Below are 23732 nucleotides of genomic sequence, written 5' to 3'. Positions count from 1 at the left end.
GGCCAGCCCCCGATGGGCCTGACCGAGCAGCTGGGCGGCGGCCGCGGGCAGCGGCGGGAGCAACGGGAGCTGCCCGTCGGTGGCGGCCGGGAGGGCCCGGGCGGCGCCCATCAGTCGTGCACCCGGACGAGCAGCCACTGGTTGCCTGTCGGCTCCCAGGACAGGTCGAAGACCCCGGCGAAGCTCATCCGGGACCGGCCTGCGCGGACCGCCTCGACCCGCCAGACCTGCCGGGTGGCGACCAGCTCGGCCGACGCCCCACCCCGGCCGGCGGCATCGGTCTGCCACCACGGTGCGGTCTCCACCCACGAGTCGAGCAGCTCCCCCACCACGTACCGGGTCTGCCCTCGCCAGAACTCGGCCGGCCCCGACGGCCCCTGCTCGACCTGCACCTCTTCACCGACCCGGCCACCGGCCCCGGCGAGCACTCGGCTCATGTCAGACTCCGCAACTCTTCGCCCCTCCCGGCTGCCCCGCCCTCCGGCCCGGCGGGGAAGCGCACGTCGGGGAGGACGTGACGGCCCGGGCCGGCGAACGGGTCGCCGGTGTTCGAACAGGTGTTCGAACACCGATGAGTAGACCGGACCCGGTCGGGGCGGTCAAGCCGAACAGGCGTGTCGTCATCCGTGTCGTTACAGCCACTGCACTCAGGGCAGCAACACAGCCTCGAGCCCGACTCGAGGGTCGCCGTGACCCCCGGGCGACGGCCGTCTGCGACCGGCGCCCGACCGCAGGTCCCGGGTGGCGCAGGGCCCCGGGGCCGGTGGGAGGATCGCTGGCATGACCGCTGCGGAGACCCCGCACCACCCCCGGGTCGCCGAGGTCGAGCAGGTGCTGCGCACCGCCGGCGTCACCGGTGAGGTGCGCGTGCTGCCCGACAGCGCCCGCACGGCCGCCGCCGCGGCCGCCCAGCTCGGCGTCGAGGTCGGTGCGATCGCCAACAGCCTGGTGTTCGATGCCGGCGACCTCCCGCTGCTCGTCCTCACCAGCGGCGCCCACCGGGTCGACGAGGCGCTGGTCGCCGACCTGCTCGGCCTCCCGCGGATCACCCGGGCCACCCCCGAGTTCGTCCGCCGGCACACCGGCCAGGCCATCGGCGGGGTGGCCCCGGTCGGCCACCCGGAGCCGATCGGCACCCTGGTCGACGTGGAGCTCGCCCGGTACGCCCGGGTGTGGGCGGCCGCCGGGCACCCGCACACCGTCTTCCCCACCAGTTACGACGAGCTGTTGCAGCTCACCGCCGGCACCCCCGCGGAGGTCGGCCCAGGGCCCTCCCCGGCCGCCGCCGACGAGGAGACCCCCTGATGACCGGCACCACTCCCGCCACCCGGATCACCGAGCTGCCCGCCGGCTGGATGCGCGAGCACCTGCACGAGGCGCTGGCGATCTACGGCGCGGCGATGGACTACGGCGACTCCGTCGTCGCCGGGCGTTACGGCTACGCCGTCCAGCACACCGAGCGAGAGGGCTTCCGTGCGGTGGGCGCCTTCGTCGAGGCCCCCCGGGGCGACGGCACGGTCGGCGAGCAGCTGGTCGGCTTCGGCTACGGCTACGTCGTCGCTCCCGGCCAGTGGTGGCACGACCAGGTCCGCAACGCCCTGGACCGGCGGACGGCGAAGCAGTGGCTGCCCGGCGCGTTCGAGGTCTGCGAGCTGCACGTGCACCCCGACCGGCAGAGCCAGGGCCTGGGCCGGCAGCTGCTGCACGCGCTGCTGGCCGACCTCCCCCAGCCGGCCGCCCTGCTGAGCACCCCGGACACCGACACCAAGGCCTTCCGGCTCTACCACGCCGACGGGTTCGTCGACCTGGCCCGCGGCTACCACTTCCCCGGCGACGCCCGCCCCTTCGCCATCCTGGGCGCGCGCCTGCCGCTGGCCCCCCCGGCCGAGAAGAGCTGATCCCCGTCGCCAACAGCTCCGGCACCCGCACGGCCGACACGACTGCCGATGTCGTCGTCATCGGCTCCGGGCACAACGGCCTGGTGGCCGCCTGCCACCTGGCCCGGGAGGGGCTGCGGGTGGAGGTGGTGGAGTCCGACGAGGTCCTCGGCGGGGCGGTCTCCACCGTGGAGCGCTGGCCCGGTGTCCGGGTCGACCGGGGGTCCAGCGCGCACGTGATCATCCGGCACAGCGGGGTGGTCGAGGAGCTGGAGCTCGAGCGCTTCGGCCTGCGCTACGTCGACTGCGACCCGTGGGGCTTCGCGCCCGCACCGGTGCCTGGCGACCCCGGGCCCGACGGTCGGCCGCTGGTCTTCTCCGTCGACCTCGACGCCACCTGCGCCTCCATCGCCGCCGCTTGCGGAGACGCTGACGCCGCGGCCTACCGCCGGTTCGTCGAGGTGTGGGGCCCGCGCAGCGCCGCCGTCGTCAAGGCGTTCGGCGACCGGCCGGCGATGACCCGGCTGGTCCGGCACCTGTGGCCGGTCGGCGCCCCGCGGCGGGGTCAGCCCCGGACCCCGGGCGGCGAGATCGCCACCGACTTCCTCGGCTCCGGCGACGCCCTGCTCGACCGCTGGTTCACCAGCGAACGGCTCAAGGCGGCGCTGGCCTGGTTCGGCGCCCAGTCCGGCCCGCCCATGTCCGAGCCCGGCACGGCGGCGATGGTCGGCTGGGTGGCGCTGCTGCACGACGTCCCGCCCGGTCACCCGGTCGGCGGGTCGGGCGGGCTCACCCAGGCACTGGCGGCCCGGCTGGCCAGCGACGGCGGCCGGGTCACCCTCGGGGACGGCGCGGCCCGACTGCTCGTCGACGGGCCGCCCGAGGACCGGCGGGTCACCGGGGTGCAGACGGTCTCCGGACGGCGGATCACCGCACCGGTGGTCGTCGCCGCCTGCCACGTGCTGGCCACCAAGGCGCTGGCCGGCGACGACGCCCCGCCCGCGCTGGCCGAGGCCGACCCGCCGCTGGGCAACGGCTTCGGCCTGGTGCTGCGCGCGCAGACCGACGCCCTGCCGAGCTACCCCGGCGCGGGCGAGGAGGCGCTGCAGGGGCTGCAGCTGCTCTGCACCGACCGCGCCCAGCTGGCCCGGGCGCACGGCGACTGGCTGGCCGGGGAGCTGCCCCGGGAGCCGGTGCCGCTGGCCATGTCGTTCTCCGCGAGCGACCCGACGCTGGCTCCGGCCGGCCAGCACGTGGTCACCATCTGGGGGCAGTGGTACCCCTACGAGCTCGCCGACGGGTCGGACTGGGACGACATCGCCGACCGGGCCGCTCAGCAGCTGATCGCCGCGGTCGACCGCTACGCACCCGGCTTCGCCGACTCGGTACAGCGGCTGTACGTCCAGACCCCGCTGAAGCTGGAGCAGGAACTGTCCCTGCTCCGTGGCAACGTCATGCACGTGGAGATGAGCCTGGCCAGCATGTTCGCTTTCCGGCCGACCCCGGCGCTGTCCGGCCACCGGGTGCCGGGCCTGGGCGGGCTGTACCTCACCGGCGCCTCCACGCACCCCGGTGGCGGGGTCTCGGGCAACTCCGGGCGCACTGCGGCCCGGGTGGTGCTCGCCGACCGCCGGCCGGCGGCCCGGCTGCGGGCGGAGTTGACCGGGCGGGCCGGCCGCCTGCTGTCCCGCAGGACGTCGCGGTGACCGGCACGCTGGCCACCCGCCGCCCTGGCACCGAGCCGGCGCCGCTGCCGTGGCTGCCACTCGCGCTCACCGTCGCGTTGCTGGGCGCCGCGATCGCCTACCCGCTGAGCAGCGGGGCCGGCCGGGACACGGTCAGCTGGGCGATCGTGCTGCTGGGCTCGGCGGTCTCGGTCAGCCACGCCGCGGTCAGCCGCGGCGTGCGCACCGGGGCCGCGGTGCTGGTCGTCGTGGGCGTCGTCGCGGTGCTGTTCGAGGCGCTCGGGCTGCGCACCGGGTTCCCGTACGGCGAGTACCGCTACAGCGACCTGCTCGGCCCGACCCTGCTCGGGGTGCCCTTCCTGGTGCCGCTGGCCTGGCTGATGATGGCGTGGCCGAGCTGGGTGCTCGCCGCCCGGCTGACCGCGCGGGTGCGCCCCGCCCGGCGCCGGGCCGCCCGGGTGGCGGTGGCGGCCTACGTCTTCGCCGCCTGGGACGTCGTGCTCGACCCGCAACTGGTGCAGGCCGGTTACTGGCGCTGGGCGCACCCCGAATCTGGCCTGCCGGGCATCCCCACCGTGCCGCTCACCAACCTCGCCGGCTGGCTGCTGGCCGGCCTGGTGCTGATGGCCCTGCTCGACGTGCTCGTCGAGCGCACCAGCCGGCTGCCCCGGATCGGGGACACCGCGCCGCTGCTGACGCTGGGCTGGATGGTGCTGGGCGGTGCGCTTGCGCACGCCGTCTGGCTCGACCTCCCGGGGTCCGCGGTCTGGGGCGTCGTCCTGGCACTGCCGGTGCTGACCGTCCTCGTCGTCCAGGCGCGGCGGGGGCGCCGGTGACCACGGCCTGGCGCCGGCTCCTGCGGGTGTGCGCCGGGCTCTCGGTGGTCGCCGCACTCCACGCGGCGCTGAACAGCCGGCTCCTCCGCCGGCCGCCGGCCGTGCCCGGGCCGGTTCCCCGCCGGGTGACCGTGGTGGTCCCGGCCCGGGACGAGGCCGACCAGATCGAGGGCTGTCTGGCCGCGGTGCTCGACCAGCGCGGGGTGCCCGACCTGCGGGTCGTGGTCGTCGACGACGGCTCCACCGACGGCACCGCCGAGCGGGTGATGGGGGTGCCCGACGCCCGGGTCGCGTTGCTGCCCGCAACGCCGCCCGGCCCGGGCTGGCTCGGCAAGCCGAACGCCTGCGCCCAGGGCGCCGCCGCCATCGACCAGGCCAGCCCCGACGACGTGTTGGTGTTCCTGGACGCCGACGTCCGGCTGATGCCCGACGCGATCGCCTCGGCGGTCGCCGTGCTCGACGAGTCCGCACTCGACCTGGTCTCCCCCTGGCCGCGGCAGCTCACCGGCAGCGCGGCCGAGCGCCTGGTCCAGCCGCTGCAGCAGTGGCTGTGGGCCACCCTGCTGCCGCTGCGGCTGGCCGAGCGGTCACCGCGGCCGTCGCTGGCGGCGGCCAACGGCCAGTTCCTGGTGGTCCGCCGGGCCGCCTACGACCGGGCCGGCGGGCACGCGGCCGTGCGCGGTGAGGTGATCGAGGACGTCGCGCTGCTGCGTGCGGTCAAGGCCGCCGGGGGCCGTGGCGTCGTCGTCGACGGTTCGACGCTGGCCGCCTGCCGGATGTACGACGGCTGGCCCGGCGTCCGGGACGGCTACACGAAGTCACTGTGGTCGGCGGTCGGCGGTCACCCGGCCGCGGCCGCCGGGGTGGCGGCCGGGCTCAGCGCCGTCTGGCTACTGCCGCCGCTGGCCGCCCTGACCGGCTCCCGCGCCGGGCTGGTCGGCTACGCCGCCGGGGTGGTGAACCGGGCCGTGGTCGCGTCCCGCACGGGTGCCCGGGCCTGGCCGGACTCGCTGGCGCACCCGGTGTCGATCGTGCTGCTCGACGTGCTGGTCGCCCGCTCGGTGGCCGGTCACCGGCAGGGGTCGCTCCGGTGGCGCGGGCGCACCCTCCCCCGCGCCGTCGACCGGCGGGCCACCTCCGGCGCACCTAGCGTGGGGTGATGACCACCAGCGACCTCCTCGCCCTCCGCACCGACGAGCGCGCCGCGCTCCTCCTCGTCGGCCTGCGCGGCGACTGGTAGCCCTACTGCTGCGCCCAGGCGGTCCGTCTGGCCCAGTCCCTGCCCCGCATCTCCGCAGCCGGCGCCGAGGTGGTGCTCGCCTCGGTCGACCCGCCCGAGGTCCAGCTCGCCATGGACCACACCTGGCACCTGCCCTTCCGGTGGGCCAGCGACCCCGACGGCACCCGGCTCGCCCAGCCGCTGGACGCCTGGGACACCGAGGCGTCGATCTTCCGGCCGGTCGTCGTCGCCGTGGCCCCGGACGGCCGAGAGGTGTTCCGGGAGCTGTCCCGGGACTTCACCGACCGCACCGACGACGAGCCGGTGCTCACCGCCATCGAGGCGCTCGGGCTGCCCGCGCTCCCCGAACCGGCGCCCTGGGCCCCGGAGGGCGTGGCCCCGCAGCCGTCCAAGCGCGCGTTCAAGCCCAGCTCCTTCATCCCCTACTTCCGCGCCATCCGGTTCAACACCATGGCGCTGAGCCAGCGGATGGTCGACGAGCGGGACCGCGACCTGCTGGTCACCGAGCAGCGGATGGCCGAGTCCTTCCTCAGCACCTTCGACACCTGGCGCGCCGAGCACCCGCCGGACGGTCAGGCCCGGGGCTGAGCCCGGCGACCCGGTCGGCGACGATGGGCCGGTGACCGAGCAGAGCAGCCCGCCGCGCGTCTCCTTCGACCCGGCGGAGATGGAGACGGGCGCCTTCTACCGGGTGCTGAACTCGGTGGTGGTGCCCCGGCCGATCGCCTGGGTCTGCAGCCGCTCGGCCGAGGGCGTGCACAACCTGGCGCCGCACTCCTTCTACACGGTGGCCTGCGTCGACCCGCCGGTCGTCCAGTTCACCTCGGTGGGCCGCAAGGACTCGCTGCGCAACGTCGAGGACAGCGGCGAGTTCACCATCAGCCTCACCCCGGAGGCGCTGTTCGAGCAGGTCAACGCCACCGCGACCGACTTCCCGCCGGACCAGAGCGAGGCCGAGCACACCGGGGTCACCCTGGAGCCCAGCGACCGGGTCGCCACGATGCGGGTCGCCCAGTCGCCGGTCACCCTGGAGTGCACCCTGCACGCGACGCTGCGGCTGGGCGACAGCACGGTGGTGTTCGGCCGGGTCGTGCACGTCTCGGCGTGGGAGAGCGCCGTCCGGGACGGCCGACCACGGATCGAGGAGCTCCAGCCGCTGGCCCGGCTCGGCGGCAACGAGTGGTCGACGATCGGCGAGGTCAAGGAGATCCGCCGGATCCCCTACCGCAGCTGGACCGAGGACCCCGACATCGGCGACCGCCTCCGCGGAGGGTGACGTCCGCCCAGCACGGTGGCCCCGCTGCAGGGTCCCAGCGCGAGCGCTGGGGGCAGCGGGGTCCTTCCTCAGCCCGGCAGGTGCGGGGCGACCTCGTCGGCGGCATCGGCGCCGAACGCCTCGGCGAACCGCTCCAGGAACGGCGCCCGCGGCAGCGTGTACTCCTGCGTGCCGATGACCTCGACCGCGGCGGTGGCGACCGCGGACCCGACCTGGGTGGCGCGTTCGATGCCGAGCCCCCACTGGCGGGCCGCCACGAACCCGGCGCGCAGCGCGTCCCCACCACCGGTCGGCTCCACCGGCTTGGTCTCCGGGACGGCGATCACCTCGATCGTCGGCTCCCCGGCCCGCTCGACCCGCACCCCCTTGGCGGCCTGGGTGGTGACCCAGGTGCCCACCCGGGCGAGCACCTCGGCGTCGTCCCAGCCGGTCTTCTGCAGCAGGAGCGCGTGCTCGTACTCGTTGGTGAACAGCAGGTCGGCGCCGTCGACGAGGTCACGGATCATCTCGCCGTCGGCCCAGGCCAGCTGCTGGGAGGGGTCGGCGAGGAACGGGTAGCCCCGCTGCCGGCACTCCTGCGTGTGCTGCACCATCGCCGTCGGGTCGTTCGGCCCGACGATCACCAGGTCGAGGTCGCCGACGCGCGCGGCCACCGGGGCCAGCTCGATCAGCGAGGCCTCGGACATGGCGCCGGAGTAGAAGGACGCGATCTGGTTGTTCGCCGCGTCGGTGGTGCAGACGAAGCGGGCCGTGTGCTTGAGCTCGGACCAGCGCACGCTGCCGGTGTCCACGCCGTGCCGGCTCAGCCAGGCGTCGTAGTCGGCGAAGTCGTTGCCCACCGCGCCGACCAGGACCGGCCCCTGCCCCAGCAGCCCGAGCCCGTAGGCCATGTTGGCGCCGGCGCCACCGCGGTGCTGCACCAGGTCGTCGACCAGGAAGGAGAGGGAGACGTTCTCCATCTTCCCCTCGACGAACTGGTCGGTGAACTTGCCGGGGAAGGTCATCAGGTGGTCGGTGGCGATCGAACCGGTCACGACGACGGGCATGGGGGCGACTCTCTCCGGAGGATGCGGCCGTCATCGGCCAGCGGACCCCGACCGGGAACGGTCACCGGGGCGGGGACAAGCGTAGGAGCCGCGGCACGTCCCTGCCCGCGGTGGCCCCCGTGGGGGTGAGCCGCCGTCAGTCGCCGAGCGCCCGGCGCAGCTGGACGCCGAGCTGCGCCGTCCCGACCACCCCCAGCAGGCAGCCCACCGCCGCCGCGCAGGTCACGGCCAGCACGACGGCGTCGACACCGCCCAGCTCCACGTCGAGCAGCGAGACGACCCCGGCACCGACCAGCCCGAGCGCCGCCATGGCCACCCGGGTGGGCCGCTCCCACACCGACACGGCCCCGGTCTCGTGCACGCCTGCCTGCCCGGCGCGCGCCCGCAGGTAGTCCGGCAGCCAGCACAGCGCACCGAAGGCCGCGGCCAGCCAGCCCGGGGCGCCGGCGACCCAGAAGGCGACGGCGTAGCCGACCTCGGTCAGCCGGTCGACGGCGGAGTCCAGCACGAACCCGCGCCGGGAGGCGCGCCCGCCGGCGATGGCCAGGGCGCCGTCCAGGGAGTCCAGCAGCCCGGAGAGCCCGATGAGCAGCCCGGCCACGATCAGCCAGGCCCCGCCGGCGGCGGCCGGGGCGATCGCGGCGGCGGCGACCAGCAGGCCCAGCGCGGTGGCCACCAGCGGGGAGAGCCGGGCCAGCGGCACCGCGAGGGCGTAGGCCAGCGACAGCCAGCCGCGCACCAGCCGGCTGTCGGCCGGGTCGGTGCCCCCGTGCCACCGCGACCAGGCCTCCAGGTACTCGTCGCGGCTCAGCACGGTGTGCAGTCCACCACGATGCGCCGCAGCCGGTGGCGCCGTCGGCGTGAGCAGGGACAGTGGGCTGGTGCTCACCGGCCTCTCCCCCGCCCGCCGCCGCCTCGCCCTCCTGCTGCCGGCCCTGGTCGCGGTGGTGGCCGTCGCGACCCTCGCCGTCCTCCGGCTGACCGGCCCGGACGACGCAGCGCGGCCGGCCGCCGTCGCGGAGCTGACCCCCGGCCCCGTCCTGCTGGTGCCCGGCTACGGCGGCTCGGTCAGCTCCCTGCAGCCCCTCGCCGACCGGCTCACCGCCAGCGGGCGGGACGCCACCGTCGTCCCGGTGCCGGACGACGGCACCGGCGACCTGGCCGCCTCCGCAGCGGTGCTGGGCACCGCGGTCGACGAAGCGCTCGCGCGCACCGGCGCCGAGAGCGTGGACGTCGTCGGCTACTCCGCCGGCGGGGTGGTCGCCCGGCTGTGGGCGGCGGACGGCGGCGCCGACCAGGCCCGGCGGGTGCTCACCCTGGGCTCCCCGCACCACGGCACCACCGTCGCCGACCTGGCCGCGCGCTTCCTGGCGGCGGAGTGTCCGGACGCCTGCCAGCAGATGACCACCCGCAGCCCGCTGCTCGCCGAGCTGAACGCGGGTGACGAGACGCCCGCCGGGCCGACCTGGGTGTCGGTGTGGACGACGCTCGACGGGACCGTCACGCCGCCGGAGTCGGCCGAGCTGGACGGCGCGCTGAACCTGCCCGTGCAGTCGGTCTGCGCCGACGCCGAGGTCTCGCACGGCCAGCTGCCCTCCGACGGGCTGGTGCAGGCGATCGTGCTCGCCCAGCTGGCCGCCGGGCCCCCGGTGGAGCTGGACCAGGCCGACTGCGCCCGCCTCCGCCAGGGCTGACGGTCCCGCTCAGACCCGACCCACCCGGCCGGAGGACCCGCGGACGACGAGGCGGGTGTCCAGCCACCGCGGTCCCGCGGCCCGCCGCCCACCTGCGGCGAGCAACTGGTCCGCAGCGATCTCGCCCTTCCGGCGGGCATCCTGCGCGACGGTCGTCAACCCCAGTCCGGGGGCGGTGGTCGCGTCGTCGAAACCGACGACGGAGACGTCCGCCGGCACGGCGAGCCCCAGGCCCGCGCACACCCGCAGTGCGCCTTCGGCCAGCCGGTCGCTCAGGCAGATCACTGCGGTCGGGCGCGGCTCGACGGCGAGGACCGCAGCCGCCCCGGCGGCGCCCTCCGCGGGGGTGCTGTCGGGGCCGTGGAAGACCGGGACGGTCGACCAGTCGATGCCGGCCCGCTGCGCAGCCGCCCGGTATCCGGCCAGGCGGTCGCGGGTGACCGCGTAGGTGGCCGAACGCTGCGCGGCCTCGTCGACCAGGCCTCGCTCGATGGGCTCCCGGTGCATGCCGAACGAGACGACGGCCAACCGTCGGTGCCCCAGGTCCAGCAGGTGCGCACAGATCGCCTCAGCGGCCGCGCGGTCGTCGATGCCGACCCAGGACGTGCCGGGCGCACCGAGCTCAGCCAACCGCGCCGGCGACGGCTGGTCGATGACCACGACGGGCAACCGCCGGGTGATCGCCGCGGCCAGCAGTGGGTCGTCATCGGACAGGGACGACACGATGAGTGCGTCGACGAGCGCACCGGTCACCGCCGCGACCCGGCGACGCGGATCGGCCGAGCCCGGGATGAGCAGCAGCCCGGCACCGGCAGGCTCCGCGACGGAGGAGATGCCGGTCAGCAGCTCGAGGGACACGGGGTCGGCGAAGGCGTAGGACAGCCCGTTGTCGTAGGCCACCCCGATCGCGCCCACCTGACCGCGCCGGAGCCCGGCCGCCACCGGGTCGGGGCCGGGATAGCCCAGCCGCTCCGCAGCAGCGAGCACCCGCTCCCGGAGGTCCGCGGAGAGCTGGTCGGGTCGGTTGTAGGCGTTGGACACCGTCTTGGCCGACACCCCCAGCTCCGCGGCGACCTGGTGCATGGTCACCCGTTGCGCTGGCCGACCGGACATGCGTTGAATGGTCGCACTTCAACGATGAAGAAGGCGGTGACGGCGGTGTCGGCTGACGACCGCACAGCTCCCATGCACGTGCACCGCTCGCCGCACGTCGCGGTGATCACGCTCTGCGCCGTGCAGTTCGTCGACGTCCTGGGCACCACGATCGTCATCTCCGCCGCGCCGGCGATGCTGGCCGACCTCGGCGCATCGGCATCGGCGGTGTCGCTGGTGGTGCCGGTGTACGCCGTCTTCTTCGGTGCGCTGCTGATGCTCGGGGCCAGACTGGGCGACCGGTTCGGCCACCGTCGGGTCCTGCAGTCCGGCCTGCTGCTCTTCGCCGCCGCGTCCCTGGCGGCCGCCGCAGCGCCCGGTCTGGCCGTGCTGGTGACCGGCCGCTGCGCGCTCGGGGCGGCGGCCGCGCTGTCGGTGCCGACCGCTCTCCGGCTGCTGTCCGCCGTCACCGAGGAGGAGGACGCCCGTCGCGGCGCGCTGGCGGCCTGGAGCGCATCCGGAGCTGCGGCCGGCGCCAGCGGCCTCCTGCTGGGCGGTGTGCTGACCGACGCCGTCGGCTGGCGCAGCCTGTTCTGGATCAACCTCCCGTTGGCAGCCGCGCTTCTGGTCGTCGTCCGGCGGCACGTCCCCACCACCGCACCTCGACGTGCGGGTCCGCTGGACGTGCCGGGAGGCCTGCTCCTCGCCGTCGCCGTCGCCGCCCTCGTGCTGGGGGCCTCGATGCTCGAACGGCCCGACCGGGCCCTCGCCGGTGGGGCGGTGCTGATGGTCGCGGTCCTCTGCGCGGGGTGGTTCACCTCGGTCGAGAGGAGGGCGGCGGACCCACTCGTACCCGCTGCCGCGATCGGCGATCGGGCGCTCACCACCGGCGCGGCCGCCTCGCTGGCCAACACCGCAGCCACCAGTTCGGCCGTGACGGTCGCGACCGTGTGGCTGCAGGACGCCCAGGGCCGCAGCCCGACCGTCGCGGGCCTGACCCTGCTGCCGTTCAGCGTCCTGGTCGTGCTCGGCGCCTCCCGGGCGAAGGCCGTGATGCGCCGCCACACCCCTCGCACCACGGCCGGGGTCGGCCTCGCCGTCGTCGCGGTCGGGAACGGGCTCCTGCTGGGCGCACCGACCTGGCCGTGGCTGGTCCCCGTCGCCGTGGGTGTCTCCGGCCTGGGACTCGGCCTCTCCTCCGTCGCCGCCACCACCGAGGGGACCGCCGTCCCCGAGCCGCTCCAGGGCACCGCCGCGGGGATGCTGAACACCGCGGCTCAACTGGGCACCGCGGTCGGGGTGGCGGCCGTGCTGCTGCTGGTCACCGCGACCGAGGACACCGACGTGCCGCTGGCCGGACCCCCGCTCGGCTGGGTCGCCTCCACGGCCATCGCCCTGACCGCCGCTTGGTGGCTGCTGCGGCGGGGCAAGGCCTGGGGGAGGGACTGACTGGTGACGTCCTCGGTGGTGGTGCTGTCTGCGCCGACGCAGCGCGCCGGTCCACCAGCGGCCCCCTACGGTCTCCCCATGGCCGCTCCGATCAGCGACGCCGTCGTCGTCGACGTGCTCCGCCGCGTCGACCGTGGGCTCAGCCCCCTGGCCCGGCGACTGGGGCGCCCTCCCCAGCTGCCGCCGGCCGAGCGGGCCGCGTGGTGGGCCGACCAGGTCAGCCGGGTGGCCGCCGGCGTCTCGGCCGCACCGCGCTTCGCCGGCAAGCTCGTCGACCTGCTGCCGCTGCAGAACACCGTCGGCTCCGCCGTCCAGGCCCTGGTCGTCCTCGGGGTGGCCGGCGAGCACGGCGTGGCCGAGCCGGCGGCCCAGGTGTCGTTGCTGGCCCGGGTGCTGCTGGACCGGGACCTGCCCGCCGACCGGGTCCAGCCGCTGCTGGACCGGACCCGTGGGGTCTACGTCGACGAGGCGCTGGGCGAGGACCGGTCCGGGGCACGCGGCGCGGCCCGGAGCCTGTGGCGGGCCGCCCGGCTGCTCAGCCGGATCGACGACGCCCTGGACGCCCGGCCGAAGGGCAAGCTGCGGCACCGGGCGCTGGCCCAGTTCCCGGTCGTCGGGGTCGCCGGTGGCTACGCCGCCGAGCGGGAGGGCCTGCGGCGGGCCGCGCTGGAGGCCGAGGAGCTGCTCAGCTGACCAGGTCCGCGCCGGCCAGGTTGGTGTAGACCTCCCGCGTCGCCGTCGACCGGTTCATCGTGATGAAGTGGATGCCGGGGACGCCCTCGTCCAGCAGCTGCCGGCACATCTGGGTGGCCACCTCGACGCCGAGCGCCCGCACCGCGCGCTTGTCCTCGGGGCGGTCGCCGTCCAGGGCGGCGAACCGCTCGGCCAGCTCGACCGGGAACGCCTGCCCGGACAGCTGCACGATCCGGCTGATCTGCCGGGCGTTGGTCACCGGCATCACCCCGGCGATCACCGGCACGTCACAGCCGCGGGCCGTGACCCGGTCCCGCAGCCGCAGGTAGTCCTCGACCCGGAAGAACATCTGGGTGATCGCGAAGTCGGCACCGGCCCGGCACTTGGCGACGAACATGTCGGTGTCGGAGTCGAAGTCCGCCGAGCGCGGGTGGCGCTCGGGGAAGGCGGCCACGCCGACGGAGAAGTCGCCGATGCCCTTGATCAGCTCGACCAGCTCCGCGGCGTAGCGCAGGCCCTGCGGGTGAGCCACCCACTCCGCCTGCGGGTCGGCACCCGGCGGGTCGCCGCGCAGCGCCAGCAGGTTCCGCACCCCCGCCGCCGCGAGCCGGCTCACCACGTGCCGGAGCTCGGTGACGCTGTGGTCGACCGCGGTCAGGTGGGCCATCGGCAGCATCGTGGTGTCGGTGGCGATGCGCTCGGTCACCGACACGGTGCCCTCGCGGGTCGACCCGCCGGCGCCGTAGGTCACCGAGACGAACGAGGGCCGCAGCTGCTCCAGCTGGCGCAGCGCCGTCCACAGCTGGGTCTCGGCCGCGGCGTCGCGCGGGGGGAAGAACTCGAAGGACCAGGTGGGCCGCTCGGTCTGGAGCAGCTCGCGCACGGTGCCGGTCATGACTGACGAGCCTACGGGCGGGGGGCTCCCGGGCCGTGCAGCGACCGCCGCACGCCCACCGGCAGTGGTGCATCCATCCGCGGGGTCGCGGACGAAGGAACCCGGACGGCCGGCGGACGGCCCGCGAGACGGCGGACCGGCGCGGCCGGTGGAGGAGGAGGCCCGATGGAGACCACGACCGCACCAGCCAGGGTGAACGGGCAGCGTCCGATCACCGCGGGCGATACTTGCCCGGTGACCGCCGGGACGCAGCACCGCCAGCCACCCGCCCGGGTCCCGGCTCCGCCGGGAGCCGCGGACGTCGAGCGGGTCCGCGCGGCGGTCGCCGCCGCGCTGGCCGGGTTCCTGGCCGAGCAGCGGCAGACGCTGGCCGCGATGGACGACTCCCTGGTCCCGGTCGTCGACGAGGTCTGCGCCCTGGCCGAGGGCGGGAAGCGGCTGCGGCCGCTGTTCGCCTACTGGGGCTGGCGCGGGGCCGCGGCCGGCGCGGCCGGTGTCGCCGAGGCCGACGCCGACGTGCTGCGCGGCGTCGCCGCCCTGGAGTTCGTGCACGCCAGCGCGCTCGTCCACGACGACGTGATGGACGGCGCGCTGACCCGCCGCAACCGCCCGGCGACCCACATCGGCTTCGCGACCCGGCACGGCGACGCGGGCCTGCACGGCGACGCGGCCGGGTTCGGTGTCGGCGCCGCGATCCTCGTCGGCGACCTGGCGCTGGTCTGGTCCGACGAGCTGCTCCGCCGGTCGGGCATCTCCGCACCCGCCCTGGCCCGCGCCCGCGGGGTCTGGGACACCATGCGCACCGAGGTGACCGCCGGGCAGTACCTGGACCTGCTGCGCGCCGACGGCGGGCTGCCCGGGCCCGGTGGCGCACTGACCGTGGCCCGGTACAAGAGCGCCGGCTACACCGTGCAGCGGCCGCTGCAGCTCGGTGCCGCGATCGCCGGCGCCGGCCCGGACGTCGGCGACGCCTACACCGCCATCGGCCTGCCGCTCGGCGAGGCGTTCCAGCTCCGCGACGACGTGCTGGGCGTCTTCGGCGATCCGGCCGTCACCGGCAAGTCCGTCGACGACGACCTCCGCGAGGGCAAGCAGACGCTGCTCATCGCGCTGGCCGAGGAGCGCGCCGACGAGGCCGGCCGACGGCTGCTGACCGGGGCCCTGGGCCACCCGGACGCCGGCGCTGAGCAGTTCGCCACCCTGCGCACCCTGCTCGAGGACACCGGCGCCCGCGCCCGGGTCGAGGACCGGATCGCCGACCGCACCGCGGTGGCCCGGGCGGCCATCGCCGCGGCGCCGATCAGCGACGAGGCCCGCGCCGCGCTCGACGCGCTCGCCGTCGCCGCGACCACCCGCACCGCGTGACCGCCCGCACGAGCCACCAAGATGGCCATCTCGGTGGGGGCGAACGATGACGAGGGCCCTGCTGAACCGTCAGTTGCGCTCCGTGCCGGGGCGTACCGACCGGGTCGTGGTGATCGGCGCGGGCCTGGCCGGGTTGTCCGCGGCGCTGCGGCTGCGCGGCGCCGGGCGGGAGGTCACCGTCGTCGACCGCTGCCCCGGCCCCGGCGGGCGGGCCGGCCGCGTCGAGCGGGCCGGGTACGCGCTGGACACCGGGCCCTCGGTGTTCACCGCCCCCGACCTGGTCGCCGACGCCTTCGCCGCGGTCGGCGAGACGATGGCCGACCGGCTGACCCTCACCCCCCTGGACACCACCTACCGGGCCCAGTTCGCCGACGGGTCGCACCTGGACGTGCACGCCGACCGCACCGCCTTCGCCGCCGAGGTGGAACGGCTGTGCGGCGCCGGCGAGGCCGCCGCCCTGCTCCGCTACCTCGACGACCTCGCCGAGCTCTACGAGCTGCAGCTGCGCACCTTCATCGACCGCAACCTGGACTCCCCGCTGGACCTGCTGGGCCCCGAGCTGTTGGCCCTGGCCCGCCGCGGCGGGTTCCGCCGGCTGTCGAAGCACGTCGGGGCCGCCTTCACCGACGACCGGCTGCGCCGGCTGTTCAGCTTCCAGGCGCTCTACGCCGGCGTCTCCCCGTTCCGGGCGATCGCCGCCTACGCGGTCATCGCCCAGCTCGACATCGGGGCCGGCGTCTGGCACCCGCAGGGCGGGATCGGCGCCGTCCCCCGGGCGATGGCCGCGGCCGCCGCCGACGCCGGGGTGGAGTTCCGCTACGGCACGGAGGTCGCCCAGCTGGAGCTGGCCGGCGGCCGGGTCACCGGGGTGGCACTCGAGGACGGCGACCTGCTGCCCGCCGACGCCGTCGCGGTGACCGCCGACGCCCCGCACCGGCTGGTGCCCGGCCTGCGTGGGCCGCGGCGCCCGGTCTACTCGCCGTCCTGCGTGGCGCTGCACCTGGGCGTGCGGGCCGAGCTGCCCGGCCAGGCGCACCACACGATCAGCTTCGGCGCGGCCTGGGAGCAGGTGTTCGCCGAGCTCACCCGCGACGGCCGGCCGATGAGCGACCCCAGCCTCCTGATCAGCATGCCGTCGGTGACCGACCGCTCGCTCGCCCCCGAGGGGGGTCAGGTGATCAGCGTGGTCGCGCCCACCCCGAACCTCGACCCGCGCAGTGGCGGGAATCCCGACCTGGACTGGCCGGCGCTGGCTCCCCGCTACCGCGAGGAGCTGCTGGCCACCCTGGAGGCGCGGGGCTGGACGGGGGTCGGCGAGGCGATCGAGGTCGAGGAGCTGCTCACCCCGGTCGACTGGGCCGCCCAGGGCATGGCCGCGGGCACCCCGTTCGCGCTCGCGCACACCTTCGGGCAGACCGGGCCCTTCCGCCCCTCGACCCTGCCCCGCTCGGGTCCGGAGAACGTCGTCCTGGCCGGTTCGTCGGTCCAGCCGGGCGTCGGCGTCCCCATGGTGGTGATCAGCGGCCGGCTCGCCGCCGAGCGGATCACCGGTCCGGTGCCGGCATGACCGCCGTCCCACCGACCAGCCGCGAGGAGCAGCAGGCGACGCTGGACGCGGCCTACGCGGTGTGCCGCGGGATCGCCGCCGAGCACGGCAAGTCCTACTTCCTGGCCACCCGGCTGCTCACCCCGGACCGCCGGGCGGCTGTCCACGCGCTCTACGCCGCCGCCCGGGTCGCCGACGACATCGTCGACGTCGGCGCCGACCAGCCCGGCCGGGACCCCGAGGGCGAGTTGCTGGCCTGGTCGACGGCCGCGCTGGAAGAGGTCCGGACCGGCTGGTCCGACGACCCGGTCCGGCTCGCCCTGGTGCACACCTACCGCCGCTACGGCATCCCGATCGAGCACCTGGTCGACTTCCTCGCCGCCATGACCAGCGACCTGGACGTCACCGGCTACGCCGACCTCGCGGCCCTGGACCGCTACATGTGGGGCTCGGCCTCGGTGATCGGGTTGCAGGTGCTGCCGGTGCTCGGCACCGCGCCCGGCGTGACCCGGGAGGAGGCCGCGCCGCACGCCATCGCCCTGGGCGAGGCCTTCCAGCTGACCAACTTCCTGCGGGACGTCGCCGAGGACGTCGACCGCGGCCGGGTCTACCTGCCGGCGGACCTGATGGCCGCACACGGGGTGACCCGCGAGCAGCTGGCCGCCAAGCGGCACTCCCCCGGCTTCGCCGCGCTGATGCGGGAGATGGTCGCGGTCACCCGACGCCGCTACGACGACGCGGCACCGGGCACCCCGATGCTGGCGCGGGAGTCCCGGGACTGCGTGCGCGCGGCCACCGCCCTCTACGGCGGCATCCTCACCGAGATCGAGCGCGCCGACCACCGGGTGCTGGACCGCCGGGTCCGGGTGTCCCGGCCACGGCGGGTGGCCGTGTTCGCCCGCCGGTTGACCGCCGCCCAGCTGGCCAGGGTCGGCAGTCCCCGGACGGCGACCAGCAGCGCCCGCTAGGGCAGGTGCCCGGTCAGCCGACGGCTACCGCGCCAGGTCTACAGCGCGAGGGCCTGGGCCCGGCGGGTGACCTCGGTGTGCCGGTCGTCGCGCAGCGCCTGCACCGGCGTCCCCGGCAGCGAGTCGTCCTCGCGGAACAGCCACTCGAAGGCCTCCTCGTCGGTGAACCGACCGTCGTAGAGCACGGTGAGCAGACCGGGCAGGTGCTTGAGGATCACCCCGTCCTGGACGAAGTCCACCGGGATCTTGCTGTTGCCGCTGCCGGGCACCGCCATGAGCTTCCGCTCGGCGATCAGCTGACGGACCTTGTTGGTCGAGACGCCGAGCTGCTCGGCGACCTCCGCGGGGGTGAACGTGTCCATAGGCTGCGAGCCTATGGCGCACAGTGGAGCCCCGGCGAACGGTCCCCGGCTGAGTCAGCCCCAGCGGGGCACCGAGGTACCAGCCACACCGGACGCCCCCGGTCGCGAGCCGCCGTACCTGGACCTCGACGCACTCGCCGCGCAGGCCCGCGACCTGCTGCCGGCCGACGTCGCGGACTACTACGCCGGTGGCGCCGGCACCGAGACCACCCTGGCCGAGGCGCCGGCCGCCTGGCGATCGTGGCGACTGCGCCCCCGGGTGCTGCGCGGGATCGCGACCGCACAGCTGGGCACCACGCTGCTGGGTGCGGAGGTGGCCACCCCGATCGGGGTCGCGCCGTGGGCGTACCAGGCGATGGCGCACCCGGACGGCGAGCCGGCCACCGCCCGCGGCGCGGCCGCGACCGGCGCACTGATGACCGTGTCGACCAGCGCGACCACCTCGCTGGAGGAGGTCGCCGCAGCCCGGCCGGCCGGGCCCCGCTGGTTCCAGCTCTACCGGCTGCACTCCCCCGGTCACACCGACGAGCTGGCCCGCCGCGCCGGTCGGGCCGGGTACGGGGCGCTCGTGCTCACCGTCGACCTGCCGGTGCTCGGTCGCCGGCACCGCGACCTGCGGCACGACTTCGCGCTGCCCGCGGGGCTCCGGCTCGCCAACCACCCGCCGGTGACCGGGCCGCAGCCGCCGCTGGCCGCCGCCGAGACGCCCACCTGGACCTTCGCCGACATCGGCCGGTTCGCCGACGTCTCCGGGTTGCCGGTCGTGGTCAAGGGCGTGCTGCGCGGGGACGACGCGGCCCGCTGCGTGGCCGCCGGCGCGGCCGCCGTGTGGGTCTCCACCCACGGCGGGCGGCAGGCCGACCCGGCGATCGCCAGCGCCGAGGCGCTGCCGGAGGTGGTCGATGCGGTCGGGGACGAGGTCGAGGTCTACGTCGACGGGGGCATCCGCACCGGGTCGGACGTGCTCACCGCCCTCGCACTGGGCGCGCGGGCGGTCTTCCTGGGCCGCCCCACGGTGTGGGGGCTGGCCACCGGCGGTGCCGACGGCGTGGCCCGGGTGATCGACGGGCTGAGCGAGGAACTGGCGCACACCATGGCCCTGTGCGGAGTCGACGACGTCCGGGCGGTGCCGCGCGACACCGTCGTCCGGCCGTGGCCCGGCCGCTGAACAGCGGGCCGGCGCGCCGTCCGGCCCCAGCCGCCCCGCTGGCCACCGGCGCCCCGGACCGACCAGGTCCGGCGACCCCACGCGTCCACCTGGTCACTCCAGGTCCCTGGAGTCCAGACCGTGACCTGGCAGCACGCGTCGTTCGGGCCGCGCACCACGATCCGCTCCTAGACTCGCCGGCGTGGAGACCGTCGTGACCGACCCCGTGGTCGGCCTCGTCCTCGAGGGGCGTTACCGCCTCGAGGAGCGTCTGGCGCGTGGCGGCATGTCCACCGTCTACGCCGCCACCGACCTCCGCCTGCACCGCACCGTGGCGGTCAAGGTGATGGCCGAGCACCTGGCGCACGACCCCGCCTTCGTCGACCGGTTCACCCGGGAGGCCCGGGCCACCGCGATGCTCAGCCACGTCAACGTGGTGTCGGTCAGCGACCAGGGCAGCGACCAGGGCCTGGTCTACCTGGTCATGGAGCTGGTGCGCGGCCGCACGCTGCGCGACCTGCTGCAGGCCCGCGGCCGGCTCACCGTCGCCGAGGCGTTCGCCGTCCTGGAGCCGGTGCTGGCCGGGCTGACCGCCGCGCACCGGGCCGGGATCGTCCACCGCGACATCAAGCCGGAGAACGTGCTCATCTCCACCGACGGCCAGGTGAAGGTCGCCGACTTCGGGCTGGCCCGCGCGGTGGCCGGCACCGGGCAGACCAGCCACACCGGCGGCGTCCTCATCGGCACGGTCGCCTACCTCTCCCCCGAGCAGCTCGAGCGCGGCCGCAGCGATGCCCGCAGCGACGTCTACGCCGCCGGCGTGATGCTCTACGAGCTGCTCACCGGCCACCCGCCCTACGCCGGTGACACCCCGCTGGCGGTCGCCTACCAGCACGTGCACCACGACGTGCCCGTTCCGTCGGTCGAGGTGCCGACGGTGCCCTGGCAGGTCGACGAGCTGGTCACCCGCACCACCCGGCGCGACCCGGCCGCCCGGCCGCTGGACGCCGGCGCCTTCCTGGCCGAGCTGGCCGACCTGCGCGCCGACCTGGGCCTGGCCCGCGTCCCGGTGCCCACCGGTCTGCCGGCCGACAACCCCGCCACGCTGCGCCCGACCAACCGCCCGACCGCACCACGCCCCCGGCAGCCCAGCGCGCCGGGCAGGCGCAGCGGTGAGCCCCACACCGAGGTCCTCGGCGGCCCGGTGGAGCGCGGCCGGGGCACCACGGTGCTGCCGGGCATGGGGGCCGGGCCGACCACCGCCGTGGGCAGCGCGCGCCCGGGCATCGGCCCGCGCCCGCCCGTCGTCCGCCCCGGGGTCCCGCCGCACATCCGCCGTCGCCGCGCCCAGCTGGGCATCGCGGTGGTGCTGCTGCTGGCCGTGACCATCGGTGCGATCGGCTGGTGGCTGGGTGTCGGGCGCTGGACCGAGGTCCCCGACCTGCTCAGCAAGGACCAGGACACCGCGGTCGGGCTGCTCCAGGAGGCCGGGCTGGACCCGGTCCTCGCCGAGGAGCAGTTCAGCGAGACGGTGCCGCTCGGTGCGGTGATCACCGCCGACCCGGCCGCGGGTGAGGCTATCCGTGGTTCGGACGTGGAGCTGGTCGTCTCCAAGGGCCCGGAGCGGTTCGCGGTCGACCCGGCGCTGGCCGGCCAGCCCGCCGACGCCGTCCTGGCCCAGCTGCAGACCCAGTTCCCCGACCTGGCCTTCAGCACCGTGGAGGCCTACAGCGACGAGGTGGGCGAGGGCGACGTGATCCGCTTCGACCCCGTGCCGGGGACGGAGCTCAAGCGCGGTGACACCGTCACCGTCGTGGTCTCCTCCGGCCGGGCGCCGGTCGCGGTGCCCAACGTCGTCGGCCAGAGCCCGGACGCCGCCGAGAGCAACCTGGAGCAGCTGGGCTTCACGGTCGAGCGGGCCACCGGCCGCAGCGCCGACGTCGCGACCGGCGCGGTCATGGCGGTCAGCCCCGGCCCCGGTGCGGGCGAGCAGCCCTACGGCAGCCGCGTGACGATCACCGTGTCCGAGGGGCTGCCGCAGGTGGCGGTCCCCGACGTCACCGGCAAGAACCGCGAGGAGGCCATCGCCACCCTCGAGGAGGCCGGCCTGGAGGCCGAGGTCACCCAGTTCTTCGGCAACCAGGTGCTGCGGCAGACCCCCGGGGCCGGCGAGGTCGTCGACCTGGGCTCGTCGGTCACCATCCTGGTGACCTTCGGGTGAGTGACGTTCGGGTGACCTGCGCTCCGTGACCTCAGCTCCTGCCGTGCTGCCCGCGATCGGGGCGCACATCCAGATCAAGGGCGGCCTGGCCAAGGGCGGGCTGGCCTACACCGACGCCGTGGGCGCCCGCGCCGTCCAGGTGTTCGTCGGCAACCCACGCGGGTGGCGCCCCAGTGCCGGCGACCCGGCGCAGGACGCCGCGTTCACCGCCGGGTGCACCGAGCGTGGGGTCCCGTCGTTCATCCACACGCCGTTCCTGGTGAACGTCGGGTCGCCGAACGAGGCCACCGTCGAGCAGTCGGTCGCCACCATCCGGCACAACCTGGCCCGGGGTGCCCAGCTCGGGTGCGCCGGCGTGGTGGTGCACGCCGGTTCGGCGGTGGGCGCCGACCGGTACGACGCGGCGCTGGCCCAGCTGCACGAGCGGCTGCTGCCGGTGCTCGACGGGCTGCCCGAGGGCGCACCCCGGCTGCTGATCGAGCCCACCGCCGGCGGCGGCAGGTCGCTGGCGGCCACCGTCGAGGACCTGGGCCCCTACCTGGCCGCCCTGGACCACCACCCCGCCGTCGGAGTCTGCTTCGACACCTGCCACGCCTGGGCCGCCGGGCACGACCTGGCCACCCCGGGCGGCATGGCGGCCACCCTGGACGCGCTGGAGGCCACCGTCGGCCCGGGCCGGCTGGGGCTCGTCCACGCCAACGACTCGCTGGACGGGTGCGGCTCCACCCGCGACCGGCACACCACCATCGGGGCCGGCTCGATCGGCGCAGCACCCTTCGCCGAGCTGCTCACCCACCCGGCGATGTCCGGGGTGCCGGTGGTCGTGGAGACCCCCAGCGCCGACGACGGCCACGCCAAGGACATCGCCCTGCTCTGCGCACTGCGCGACGGCGGCCTCGTCCCCCGCTGACCGCGACTCGCCCGGGCGGCGGGAAACGCCGTCCGCAATCGATCCCACGGCCCGGCAGCTTCCAGAATCGACACCCAGTGGTTTCACTCTCCGTGCCGGATCCGCAGCTGACTGCGATGTCCCTGGAACGAGGAGAACCACCGTGCAGATCCGCAGGACCCTGGCCACCGCCGCCGTGGCCGCCCTCACCGTCAGCGGCCTCGGCCTCACCGCCGGGACCGCCGCCGCAGCGCCGGGCGCCCCGGCCACCTACATCGTGAGCCTCACCCCCGGCTCGGTGCCGTCCTCCGTCGCCGCCCTGGCCACCGCCCGGCTGGGTGGCCACGTCGACCACGTCTACACCGCGGCGCTGAACGGGTTCGCCGTCACGCTGCGCCCCGAGGTGGCCGACCGGCTCGCCACGCTGCCCGGTGTCGCGGCCGTCGAGCGGGACGCCCCGGTGCAGCTGCAGGCCACCCAGTCCAGTGCCACCTGGGGCCTGGACCGCACCGACCAGCGGACGCTGCCGCTCAGCGGCTCCTACAGCTGGACCGCCACCGGCGCGGGCGTCACCGCCTACGTCATCGACACCGGCATCCGGCTCGGACACGGTGACCTCGGTGGCCGCGCGGTCTCCGGGTACGACGCGGTGGACGGCGGCCGGGCCGACGACTGCAACGGGCACGGCACGCACGTCGCGGGCACCGTGGGCGGCTCGCGGTACGGGGTGGCCAAGGGGGTGCGGCTGGTCGCCGTCCGGGTGCTGGACTGCGCCGGGAGCGGCACCAACGCCGGGGTCATCGCCGGCATCGACTGGGTCACCGCCCACCACCCGGCCGGCGCCCCCGCGGTGGCCAACATGAGCCTGGGCGGTGGCGCCAGCAGCGCGCTGGACCGGGCCGTGCAGCGCTCGATCGCCGACGGGGTCAGCTACGCCGTCGCAGCCGGGAACGGTGACGCCGCCGGCGTCCCGCAGGACGCGTGCGCCGGCTCGCCGTCCCGGGTGGACGCCGCCCTCACCGTCGGCGCCACCGACCGGACCGACGCGCCGGCGTCGTTCAGCAACTACGGCGCCTGTGTCGACCTGTTCGCACCCGGCGTGGGCATCACCAGCGCCTGGCACACCTCGAACACCGCCACCAGGACGATCAGCGGGACGTCGATGGCCACCCCGCACGTGGCCGGCGTCGCAGCGCTCTACCTGCAGGGCGACCCGGCCGCCTCCCCGGCCACGGTGGCCGACGCGATCACCGCGGCGACCACCGAGGACGCGGTCCCCACGACCCGCACCGAGGACAACGACCTGCTGTTCAGCACCTGGTGAGTCCGCCCGCCACACCCGGGGCCGGGTCGTCCACTCGCGCGGGCGGCCCGGCCTAGGTCGCGACGGGCCGCTAGTGCCGCGGCTGCGAACCTTCGCCCCGCTTCGGTGACACACCCGCTGGGGTCCT

22 protein-coding genes and 1 pseudogene are annotated in these 23732 nt (G+C 75.8%); 17 read left to right on the top strand and 6 right to left on the bottom strand.

Annotated elements, in window-relative coordinates:
- Positions 1-110 precede the first annotated feature (110 nt).
- Positions 111-437 (bottom strand): DUF6504 family protein, encoded by a 327-nt coding sequence (locus IN07_RS15025; protein ID WP_036336939.1) that lies wholly within the window; start codon positions 435-437, stop codon positions 111-113.
- Positions 438-780: 343 nt separating this feature from the next.
- Here IN07_RS15025 and IN07_RS15020 point away from each other — a divergent pair, with 343 nt between their 5' ends.
- The 7 genes and pseudogenes from IN07_RS15020 (at position 781) to IN07_RS14990 (ending at position 6914) form a co-directional block, all read left to right on the top strand.
- Positions 781-1305: a YbaK/EbsC family protein gene (locus IN07_RS15020; protein WP_036336937.1), complete on the top strand. Its 525-nt coding sequence runs from the start codon at positions 781-783 to the stop codon at positions 1303-1305.
- Positions 1305-1898 (top strand): GNAT family N-acetyltransferase, encoded by a 594-nt coding sequence (locus IN07_RS15015; RefSeq protein WP_081975435.1) that lies wholly within the window; start codon positions 1305-1307, stop codon positions 1896-1898. The genes IN07_RS15020 and IN07_RS15015 overlap by 1 nt, the downstream gene beginning before the upstream one ends.
- Entirely contained in the window at positions 1895-3583 is a 1689-nt protein-coding gene (locus IN07_RS15010; protein WP_331437137.1) for a phytoene desaturase family protein, read from the top strand. The genes IN07_RS15015 and IN07_RS15010 overlap by 4 nt, the downstream gene beginning before the upstream one ends.
- The gene (locus tag IN07_RS15005; protein WP_231558397.1) at positions 3580-4398 is read left to right on the top strand and encodes a carotenoid biosynthesis protein; all 819 of its coding nucleotides are present in this window, start codon (positions 3580-3582) and stop codon (positions 4396-4398) included. Before IN07_RS15010 ends, IN07_RS15005 begins: the two co-directional genes overlap by 4 nt.
- The gene (locus tag IN07_RS15000) at positions 4395-5558 is read left to right on the top strand and encodes a glycosyltransferase (RefSeq protein WP_081975434.1); all 1164 of its coding nucleotides are present in this window, start codon (positions 4395-4397) and stop codon (positions 5556-5558) included. Before IN07_RS15005 ends, IN07_RS15000 begins: the two co-directional genes overlap by 4 nt.
- A 92-nt stretch (positions 5559-5650) precedes the next feature.
- A pseudogene (locus IN07_RS14995) lies at positions 5651-6226 on the top strand (peroxiredoxin family protein); the annotation flags it as partial.
- Between the two features lie 31 nt (positions 6227-6257).
- Positions 6258-6914, top strand: a complete 657-nt coding sequence (locus tag IN07_RS14990; RefSeq protein WP_231558396.1) for a flavin reductase family protein — start codon at positions 6258-6260, stop codon at positions 6912-6914.
- A gap of 68 nt (positions 6915-6982) precedes the next feature.
- On the opposite strand, the gene IN07_RS14985 is transcribed toward IN07_RS14990, so the two are convergent.
- On the bottom strand, positions 6983-7960 hold the full coding sequence (locus IN07_RS14985; RefSeq protein WP_036336934.1) for a carbohydrate kinase family protein: 978 nt from the start codon (positions 7958-7960) through the stop codon (positions 6983-6985).
- Positions 7961-8096: 136 nt separating this feature from the next.
- Positions 8097-8849, bottom strand: a complete 753-nt coding sequence (locus IN07_RS14980; protein WP_231558395.1) for a CDP-alcohol phosphatidyltransferase family protein — start codon at positions 8847-8849, stop codon at positions 8097-8099.
- On the opposite strand from IN07_RS14980, the gene IN07_RS14975 reads away from it, so the two are divergent.
- Positions 8821-9654, top strand: coding sequence for a lipase family alpha/beta hydrolase (locus IN07_RS14975; protein WP_231558394.1), 834 nt, complete (start codon positions 8821-8823; stop codon positions 9652-9654). The two genes, IN07_RS14980 and IN07_RS14975, sit on opposite strands and share 29 nt — an antisense overlap.
- 9 nt (positions 9655-9663) lie before the next feature.
- Here the strand turns inward: IN07_RS14975 and IN07_RS14970 are convergent, their stop codons facing one another.
- Positions 9664-10767, bottom strand: coding sequence for a LacI family DNA-binding transcriptional regulator (locus IN07_RS14970; protein WP_036336932.1), 1104 nt, complete (start codon positions 10765-10767; stop codon positions 9664-9666).
- 24 nt (positions 10768-10791) lie between these two features.
- Here IN07_RS14970 and IN07_RS14965 point away from each other — a divergent pair, with 24 nt between their 5' ends.
- Both IN07_RS14965 and IN07_RS14960 read left to right on the top strand, forming a co-directional pair.
- Entirely contained in the window at positions 10792-12195 is a 1404-nt protein-coding gene (locus IN07_RS14965; protein WP_081975432.1) for an MFS transporter, read from the top strand.
- Positions 12196-12273: 78 nt separating this feature from the next.
- Positions 12274-12888, top strand: coding sequence for a hypothetical protein (locus tag IN07_RS14960; protein WP_036336930.1), 615 nt, complete (start codon positions 12274-12276; stop codon positions 12886-12888).
- Here the strand turns inward: IN07_RS14960 and metF are convergent.
- A complete protein-coding gene (metF, locus tag IN07_RS14955) occupies positions 12881-13783 on the bottom strand; it encodes a methylenetetrahydrofolate reductase [NAD(P)H] (RefSeq protein WP_036336927.1) in 903 nt (300 codons plus the stop codon). The two genes, IN07_RS14960 and metF, sit on opposite strands and share 8 nt — an antisense overlap.
- Positions 13784-13948: 165 nt before the next feature.
- On the opposite strand from metF, the gene IN07_RS14950 reads away from it, so the two are divergent.
- From IN07_RS14950 to IN07_RS14940, 3 genes are all read left to right on the top strand, one after another.
- A complete protein-coding gene (locus tag IN07_RS14950) occupies positions 13949-15148 on the top strand; it encodes a polyprenyl synthetase family protein (RefSeq protein WP_081975431.1) in 1200 nt (399 codons plus the stop codon).
- Positions 15149-15230: 82 nt separating this feature from the next.
- Positions 15231-16715, top strand: a complete 1485-nt coding sequence (gene crtI / locus IN07_RS14945; protein ID WP_231558393.1) for a phytoene desaturase family protein — start codon at positions 15231-15233, stop codon at positions 16713-16715.
- Positions 16712-17662 (top strand): phytoene/squalene synthase family protein, encoded by a 951-nt coding sequence (locus IN07_RS14940; RefSeq protein WP_036336922.1) that lies wholly within the window; start codon positions 16712-16714, stop codon positions 17660-17662. Before crtI ends, IN07_RS14940 begins: the two co-directional genes overlap by 4 nt.
- 38 nt (positions 17663-17700) lie before the next feature.
- On the opposite strand, the gene IN07_RS14935 is transcribed toward IN07_RS14940, so the two are convergent.
- On the bottom strand, positions 17701-18024 hold the full coding sequence (locus IN07_RS14935) for an Rv2175c family DNA-binding protein (protein ID WP_036336920.1): 324 nt from the start codon (positions 18022-18024) through the stop codon (positions 17701-17703).
- A 13-nt stretch (positions 18025-18037) separates the two neighbouring features.
- Here IN07_RS14935 and IN07_RS14930 point away from each other — a divergent pair, with 13 nt between their 5' ends.
- The 4 genes from IN07_RS14930 to IN07_RS14915 all read left to right on the top strand — a co-directional run bounded on the left by IN07_RS14930 (position 18038) and on the right by IN07_RS14915 (position 23605).
- The gene (locus IN07_RS14930) at positions 18038-19192 is read left to right on the top strand and encodes an alpha-hydroxy acid oxidase (RefSeq protein WP_081975430.1); all 1155 of its coding nucleotides are present in this window, start codon (positions 18038-18040) and stop codon (positions 19190-19192) included.
- Positions 19193-19373: 181 nt separating this feature from the next.
- Positions 19374-21392 carry a Stk1 family PASTA domain-containing Ser/Thr kinase gene (locus IN07_RS14925; RefSeq protein WP_036336917.1) on the top strand — a complete coding sequence of 673 codons (2019 nt, stop codon included), beginning with the start codon at positions 19374-19376 and terminating at the stop codon, positions 21390-21392.
- A gap of 25 nt (positions 21393-21417) precedes the next feature.
- On the top strand, positions 21418-22302 hold the full coding sequence (locus IN07_RS14920) for a deoxyribonuclease IV (protein ID WP_231558392.1): 885 nt from the start codon (positions 21418-21420) through the stop codon (positions 22300-22302).
- 142 nt (positions 22303-22444) lie between these two features.
- Entirely contained in the window at positions 22445-23605 is a 1161-nt protein-coding gene (locus IN07_RS14915) for a S8 family peptidase (RefSeq protein WP_036336915.1), read from the top strand.
- The last annotated feature ends 127 nt before the right edge of the window (positions 23606-23732 follow it).

It is taken from the genome of Modestobacter caceresii (genome assembly GCF_000761485.1).
Lineage (GTDB): Bacteria > Actinomycetota > Actinomycetes > Mycobacteriales > Geodermatophilaceae > Modestobacter > Modestobacter caceresii.
The sequence above is the reverse complement of the archived record's forward strand: the minus strand, read 5'-3'. Positions and strand labels throughout refer to the sequence as shown.

Excerpts from the sequence above, each read along its gene's own strand:
- IN07_RS15020 (WP_036336937.1), top strand. The coding sequence starts at position 781 with ATGACCGCTGCGGAGACCCCGCACCACCCCCGGGTCGCCGAGGTCGAG.
- IN07_RS14930 (WP_081975430.1), top strand. The coding sequence starts at position 18,038 with ATGGCGCACAGTGGAGCCCCGGCGAACGGTCCCCGGCTGAGTCAGCCC.
- IN07_RS14970 (WP_036336932.1), bottom strand. The coding sequence starts at position 10,767 with ATGTCCGGTCGGCCAGCGCAACGGGTGACCATGCACCAGGTCGCCGCG.
- IN07_RS14940 (WP_036336922.1), top strand. The coding sequence starts at position 16,712 with ATGACCGCCGTCCCACCGACCAGCCGCGAGGAGCAGCAGGCGACGCTG.
- IN07_RS14985 (WP_036336934.1), bottom strand. The coding sequence starts at position 7,960 with ATGCCCGTCGTCGTGACCGGTTCGATCGCCACCGACCACCTGATGACC.
- IN07_RS14935 (WP_036336920.1), bottom strand. The coding sequence starts at position 18,024 with ATGGACACGTTCACCCCCGCGGAGGTCGCCGAGCAGCTCGGCGTCTCG.
- IN07_RS15015 (WP_081975435.1), top strand. The coding sequence starts at position 1,305 with ATGACCGGCACCACTCCCGCCACCCGGATCACCGAGCTGCCCGCCGGC.
- IN07_RS14950 (WP_081975431.1), top strand. The coding sequence starts at position 13,949 with ATGGAGACCACGACCGCACCAGCCAGGGTGAACGGGCAGCGTCCGATC.
- IN07_RS14965 (WP_081975432.1), top strand. The coding sequence starts at position 10,792 with ATGAAGAAGGCGGTGACGGCGGTGTCGGCTGACGACCGCACAGCTCCC.
- metF (WP_036336927.1), bottom strand. The coding sequence starts at position 13,783 with ATGACCGGCACCGTGCGCGAGCTGCTCCAGACCGAGCGGCCCACCTGG.
- IN07_RS14960 (WP_036336930.1), top strand. The coding sequence starts at position 12,274 with ATGGCCGCTCCGATCAGCGACGCCGTCGTCGTCGACGTGCTCCGCCGC.
- IN07_RS15025 (WP_036336939.1), bottom strand. The coding sequence starts at position 437 with ATGAGCCGAGTGCTCGCCGGGGCCGGTGGCCGGGTCGGTGAAGAGGTG.